Source organism: Mesorhizobium sp. M7A.F.Ca.CA.002.05.1.1, assembly GCF_003998335.1.
Lineage (GTDB): Bacteria > Pseudomonadota > Alphaproteobacteria > Rhizobiales > Rhizobiaceae > Mesorhizobium.
Genome location: NZ_RZQI01000306.1, coordinates 1 through 6,299 on the forward strand (window position 1 = coordinate 1; position 6,299 = coordinate 6,299).

Consider the following 6,299-nt stretch of genomic DNA (forward strand, 5'->3'; position numbering starts at 1 on the left):
GGTTACGGCGGCGCTTGGTGCAGAGCCGCCGAGCCGAGACCAAGAACTGTCCATGAGTCTTCGAGCGCTGCTTGACGCGCACAAGATAGCTTATGCTGAGTTCGGCAAAGCCCTATACGAGTTAGGCGGTGGCAGCGGCGACCCCGCCAGAGCCAGCCGGCAAGAGCAGAGGGCGCTCTCGCCATCTGCGGCTATCCTGCCGTCGGGGGAGGGGATCGCCTAGCCAAGGCCCGATATCTTTTAGAGATGGAGTCGCGCGGCGAACTCGACCTCGCATAGCAGGCAGTCCTTCAATCGACGATTTGGGAGGTATGATGCGACCGGCGCACGCACGGTCGGGTAATGAACTTTTGGGTATGCGCCTCATATTGGACGCAGAAGGTTAGTTTGTGTGCCCGTAACGCGTCTCACAAGAGGCGCATCGGTTTGCTACTGCAGCGTGATGACCGTCGGATTGCGACGACCACGTTCCAGGCCGCTTAGATATTGCTGGCTGAACCTGAGCGCGCTTCCACCTTGCCTTCTCCCGACGCAAGCGACCGAAATTTCGGCCGCGAGTTCGAGCATTTCCATGTGCGTAGACTTGGCAGCTTACACACGTTGAGTTTATCAACTTCTTTATTCGTCAAGCTCCGACTTCGTTCCCTGCAGATCAGCTGAGGGGCGCTTCAGCAATTCCGCGGCGTCCACGCCCAGCACTTCGGCCAGCCTATCAACGACGTCGATGCTGGCGTTATACACGTTGCGTTCCAACGCACTAATGTAGGTGCGATCGATCCCTGCCTGATGCGCAAGCTCCTCCTGTGACAGGCCTTTGGTCTGCCGCAAAGTTCTCAGGTTGCGCGCGAACACCTCTCGGATTTCCATAGATACGAGAGCAGTGCCTTGAAGAGTATTTCACCACGGAGTATTCTCGACAATCGACGTTCGGAGATTCGGGATCCGTGATTGGTTTGGGACGGGAGAGCTTCCGCTCGAGTTCATGCTTCTCTTCGCGGTCGGCGTGCAGCCGCCGCAAGATGGGGTTGGAAAGGCTGGTGAACCGGATCTTCAATGCCGCCCTTAAGGTATTTTTTCTGCGGCTGAGACGAGTATCCCCGGGCCGCAAGACCCTACTGGCGATTGGTGCCGCAAATCCGGCATCAAACTCTCTGACCATTCGCGTAATCCACCAAAGGCCAGAAAGCGGACCAGGAAGGTTTCGCACTCCCTGTTCATTGGAGGTTTGGTGAGTTTGGCCGGAGCATACCGCGACGAACTCTCCAGTCTGGAGTGATATATGCAGCATCAGAAGGCTTTTCCGGAATCGAAGCGCACCAGATTTGAGGTGTTGACAAGGGCTGGAGCGGAGACCGCGCCTCATCCCACCGATCAGCATGTTGGCAGGCAGATCGCGATCATTCGCGTCCAGTCAGACGTCTCGCAGGCACAGCTTGCCCGATCCATAGGTGTCAGCTTCCAGCAGCTTCAGAAATATGAGAACGCGAGGAATCGCGTGAGTGCTTCCATGCTCTACGAGATCGGCAGGTCCCTGGACGTCCCCGTCCGTCGCTTCTTCGAAGGCCTGCCTGGGAATGAGACCAGCCGTGAAGCTTCGCCCCTGCCTGTCGACGAGCGCATCGACTTCATTGCAAGCGCGGAAGGCCGGCGCCTGATCGAGGGGCTGATGCATCTTCCTTCACGAGTGCGTGGTCGCATGGCAGCTGTAATCGCCGCATTGGGCGAGGAATTAGCGGAACCCGATTCCTATAGGGACACCAAGGCGACCGAACCCATGCCTGCCAACCGCAAGTCCATTTGAAAGGTGGTTGCGGCGGTTTCGTAGCAACCTGGGAGTATCGCCAGCAGGTAAATCAAAGCCGGGCGGTTCCCATGCCGCAGCTTCGCACCGGCCATCTGCCGTGTGCCTCCTTTTCCTCTACCTCGAAGTGAAAATCCCTGAATCGTTTCGCCTCGAAGCGAGGCAGCATGTCGGAAAGTTGGGCCCTGGTGACGTCAAGGGAGCGGCTCAGAGACTTCTTCTCCTGAAAGACTGCACAGCATGGCACCGCATCAACAAGCTACGGTCCCTGAAAGTGGAGGGTCGTTTACAGGCCTTCGACGCGTAAGGATCGCCCCCTGTGCGTGCGTCAGGAAAAGCGCCGCGGCGGGCTCTGCCCACAAGAAACTCAGTCGATAAGGCCTAGGACGTCATCACTCTGGCCTGGCTGTGCAACGAAGACTTGTCCAATCGCCAAATAGACTAAGGTCCGTCCTGGCAAAATCCGAAGTCAGCAGCCCGATCGGAGCATGGCATCTCGGCGGCGATCGCCAGCTCTTCCGCAGAGATGGCGCCGCCTGAATCAAGCCCAAGTTCAAAAAGTGGGGGCGACTGGATCATTATCGTTGCCCTTATGGAAGCCACCAAGTAGTTGTTGCGTAGTGGAGGACTGAATACATCATGCAAATAGAATCACCGGTCGGATCACGGCTCGCTACGTGATCGTGCTTCGTCAACGAAAGCTATCATTGGACCGCGGCTTCCGGCTGGGGAGATTATTATCCGTGCTCGAAGCGTCTTCGCTGGTCTATACAGTTGGACAAATTGGCTCAAATTGGACCCGATCCTTGACCGAGCTTCGAGGAGACAGCTTGACTTGGGGTTGAGACATCCGTGAACCGCCTGATCAACGTGACCATCCGTGTTGAACGAAAGCCTTAAGCAGGTGCCGGAAGCCAGATGCGGCCTTCCAGGCAGCTCTGATGTCAGGATAAAGTTTAGAAGGGGTCTAACTATCCCTAGGCCAATTACGCTGCGAGGAATGGCCCTAGCGCACGATGGCATAATGGGTGCTGTCGCGATGCTACTAGCATTTGTGTTGCGACTGGATTTTGATGGCTTCCTGCTAAATTGGCCGGTATTGCTTGGAGCAGCTACCCTCTTCGGGGTCATGGTCAGTACGGCAGGTTTCTTGCTGGGACTAAACCGCGGAATATGGCGCTATGCGTCGCTTCCTGATTTGGTAGCAATCGCTGGCGCGACTAGCGTGGCCATCGCGCTCTTTATTGTCGCTGAGTTCCTTCTGATTCGGCTGAATGCGATCCCACGCTCTTCTGTTGTCATAGCCTGGGCGTTCACCGTCGTGCTGTTGGCCGGACCTCGCGCTGCGTATCGAGTTTACCGCAATCACCATGACAGCAAACGAAGAAGAAAGGCCGAACCCGCCGGGGGAAGAAACGTGCTCTTGATCGGAGCTACCGACAATGCGGAAGCTTTCCTGAGGGCTATAAAGGAAAGGGATCGTGCCTCATTTGAGGTGCTGGCAATCATTGACGAGAGAGGACGAAGAACAGGCCGATCTATCCGCGGAGTTCCAGTTATGGGGCCTTTGGAACGGCTACCCCAGATTCTCTCCCGATTTGAGGCTCGGGGGCGCCGCCCAGAGGCGATAATCCTCACGCGATCACGTGATGATTATGAACGTCATGCCAGCATTGAAGCGCTGGTCGAAATTGCCGCAACTCAGAAGCTAGAAATCCTTCGGCTGCCAAATTTGCTCGATATGCAAAGCATCGATGCGGAGATCGAACTGCGGCCAATCAAGCTGGAGGACCTTCTGCAACGAGACCCCGTTCGACTGGACGTGCCCAAGATCCAGTCGATGATTCAGGGTAAGACCATCATGATTACAGGGGCCGGTGGCTCCATTGGATCTGAGTTGGCACGACAGATTGCTGACCTGAAGCCCGGAAGCCTAATTCTTCTCGATGCCAGCGAATTCGCGCTCTACACAATCAAGTCCGAGCTGTCTCAGAGATGGCAAAATATCGATATCCAAGCCGCTCTTTGCAACGTGCGGGAAAAAGAGGCGGTGCGCACGATCGTTGAACGCTTCAAACCTGATGTGCTGTTCCATGCTGCGGCACTGAAGCATGTGCCGATGGTTGAGGCTCAGCCGCTCGAAGGCATTTTCACCAATGCAATCGGAACACGAAATGTCGCCGATGCGGCGCTCAGTGCAAATGTATCCAGGATGATCATGGTGTCGACCGACAAGGCGGTAAATCCCGCCAATGTTATGGGGGCAACCAAGCGAATGGCGGAGATGTATTGCCAGGCGTTGGACCTCGACCCGGAGGTCATCGGCACGCGGTTCATCACAGTTCGGTTCGGCAATGTCTTGGGGTCGGCTGGCTCGGTCGTCCCTCTTTTCGAACAGCAGATCAAGGCGGGTGGTCCTGTGACCGTCACTCATGCCGATATGGAACGCTTTTTCATGACGATCCCTGAGGCCTGTCTCCTCGTTCTACAGGCGGCGGCATACACCCCCGCGCCACAGCATGAGCGAGGCCGGATTTTCGTGCTCGATATGGGGTCTCCGGTGAAAATCGTCGATTTGGCACGAAATCTTATTCGGCTCTCGGGACGGCGACCGGGCAAGGATATTCAGATTATCTACACGGGGCTGCGGCCAGGAGAGAAGCTCTACGAGGAGCTGTTCGACAGCAAAGAGACCTTGAGTGAGACAGGAGCCCCAGGCATCTTGGCCGCATCGTCGCGGTCGATCAAACGTGCTGTCATTGTGCGCATTTTTGATGAAATGCAATGCGTGGTCAGCGCCCGGGATCTGCAAGGCGCCGTGAAGCTCCTCAAATCGACTGTGCCGGAGTTCACTCCCGGCATCGAAGATCACCTGCTGATGAGCATCAAGCGTTCGGCTGAGTCATGAACCTCGCGACCGCGGCTTTGTGCGGCAGCCCGTCACCAGACCGAATTAACGAGAAGTTGCGGGTGCTGGTCGTCAGTCAGCATTTTTGGCCCGAAACGTTCAGAATCAACGAGGTTGTCGAGTCGCTTCGCTCGTGTGGGTGCGACGTTGAGGTTTTGTCCGGTCAGCCGAACTATCCGCATGGCCAAATATTTGAAGGCTACCGAGCGCTTAGCTCAGGGACTCAAATTCATCCGTCCGGGTACCTGATACACCGGGTGCCTGTTGTACCGCGAGGCAAAGGCGGGGGGCTACGGAGAGTGTGGAATTACCTCTCATTCGTCGTGTCGGGGAGCATCATCGGGCTATTTTTAACGCGATCCAAGCGATACGATATTGTCTTCGTGTATGCGAACTCCCCGATTCTGCAAGGATTGGTAGGGGCCGTTTTCAGACAGTTCAAATCTGCCGCTCATGTGATTTGGGTCCAGGATCTGTGGCCGGACAATTTGGAAGAAACAGGGTTTGTTCGCAACCAGCGAGTGCTGAGCGCTGTGGAGGCCCTCACTCGTTTCATTTACCAACGTTCCGACCTTCTTCTAGCCCAGTCACGCGGTTTCATCGCAAAGATACGCGCCGTTGCCGGCGATGCGGTGCCAATCGCATACCACCCCAATCCTGGCGATTTGAATCTGGCGGTGGATAGCAAATTCACGGGTTCGCCTCTGGATCTTACGCGCGGGTTCAATGTCGTGTTTGCGGGTAATCTCGGGTCAGCTCAGGCGCTGGAGACAGTTTTAGACGCGGCAGGCCGAATATCAGATCCCGAGATCAACATCGTGCTTGTTGGAAGTGGAAGCCGGTCTGAGTGGCTCAGGACCGAAATTGAGCGACTTCATCTCACCAATGTCATGCTAGTAGGACGATTTCCGCCAGAGGCAATGCCGGCGGTATTTGCACAGGCCTCTGCTCTCCTAGTCACACTTAACCGGGCAAAGGGTTTAGGTTTGACGGTGCCGAGCAAAATCCCGACATACTTAGCAGCTGGGCGCCCCATCTTGGCGTGCCTTGATGGCGAGGCGGCCGATATCGTAAGCGAGGCCAAGGCGGGCCTAGTTGTGCCAGCCGAAGACAGCATAGCCCTGGCAGAGACAATCATACGATTGAAGGGCCTCCCAAGAGAAACGCGGGAGGCGATGGGTACTGCGGGGCGTGAATATTTCAATCAGCATTTCGCACCTGGTCCACTCGCTCTTGATTTAGTCGAACATTTCCGTCGGGCTTTAAGGGAGCGACGAGCATCACGGAGATAGCGAGAGATACCATGGCTCAATCGACGCACCCCAGAATCCTTGTCCTCGGTGCCTCGGGCATGCTGGGCAATGCAGTTTTCAGATTCTTTGCGAACAGCGAAGGCTACGTAGTTTTTGGCTCCACCCGTTCAAATAATCTGCATCCTGTTTTTCCAGAAAGTCGGGCGACGCTGATCGACGCAGGCGACGTCGAGAATTTTGATGGACTAAGCAAGATTTTCGCGGTGGCAAACCCGGATGTGGTCATAAATTGCATTGGGCTTGTCAAGCAGATGTCATCTGTGAATGACCCTCTCGC

Annotated in this window: 5 protein-coding genes and 1 pseudogene; 4 read left to right on the forward strand and 2 right to left on the reverse strand. The window is 55.9% G+C overall.

Features of this window, described 5'->3' with window-relative positions:
• Positions 1-435: 435 nt before the first annotated feature.
• Both EN939_RS40060 and EN939_RS16895 read right to left on the reverse strand, forming a co-directional pair.
• Positions 436-535: pseudogene (locus tag EN939_RS40060) on the reverse strand (transcriptional regulator); the annotation flags it as partial.
• Positions 536-618: 83 nt separating this feature from the next.
• Complete coding sequence (locus EN939_RS16895) at positions 619-867, reverse strand: helix-turn-helix domain-containing protein (RefSeq protein ID WP_127268922.1); 249 nt, start codon at positions 865-867, stop codon at positions 619-621.
• 412 nt (positions 868-1,279) lie between these two features.
• Between EN939_RS16895 and EN939_RS16900 the strand changes: the two genes are divergently transcribed.
• The 4 genes from EN939_RS16900 to EN939_RS16915 form a co-directional block, all read left to right on the forward strand.
• On the forward strand, positions 1,280-1,801 hold the full coding sequence (locus tag EN939_RS16900) for a helix-turn-helix domain-containing protein (RefSeq protein WP_127268924.1): 522 nt from the start codon (positions 1,280-1,282) through the stop codon (positions 1,799-1,801).
• A gap of 1,024 nt (positions 1,802-2,825) precedes the next feature.
• A complete protein-coding gene (locus EN939_RS16905; protein ID WP_164748680.1) occupies positions 2,826-4,709 on the forward strand; it encodes a nucleoside-diphosphate sugar epimerase/dehydratase in 1,884 nt (627 codons plus the stop codon).
• Positions 4,706-6,001 carry a glycosyltransferase family 4 protein gene (locus tag EN939_RS16910; RefSeq protein ID WP_127268928.1) on the forward strand — a complete coding sequence of 432 codons (1,296 nt, stop codon included), beginning with the start codon at positions 4,706-4,708 and terminating at the stop codon, positions 5,999-6,001. The genes EN939_RS16905 and EN939_RS16910 overlap by 4 nt, the downstream gene beginning before the upstream one ends.
• An 11-nt stretch (positions 6,002-6,012) precedes the next feature.
• Positions 6,013-6,299 (forward strand): NAD-dependent epimerase/dehydratase family protein (locus tag EN939_RS16915; RefSeq protein WP_127268930.1); only part of this gene is annotated, 287 nt, incomplete at its 3' end.

Bases quoted from the DNA above. Each gene is read 5' to 3' on its own strand.
- EN939_RS16895 (WP_127268922.1), bottom strand. From the start codon at position 867: ATGGAAATCCGAGAGGTGTTCGCGCGCAACCTGAGAACTTTGCGGCAG.
- EN939_RS16900 (WP_127268924.1), top strand. From the start codon at position 1,280: ATGCAGCATCAGAAGGCTTTTCCGGAATCGAAGCGCACCAGATTTGAG.
- EN939_RS16905 (WP_164748680.1), top strand. From the start codon at position 2,826: ATGGGTGCTGTCGCGATGCTACTAGCATTTGTGTTGCGACTGGATTTT.
- EN939_RS16910 (WP_127268928.1), top strand. From the start codon at position 4,706: ATGAACCTCGCGACCGCGGCTTTGTGCGGCAGCCCGTCACCAGACCGA.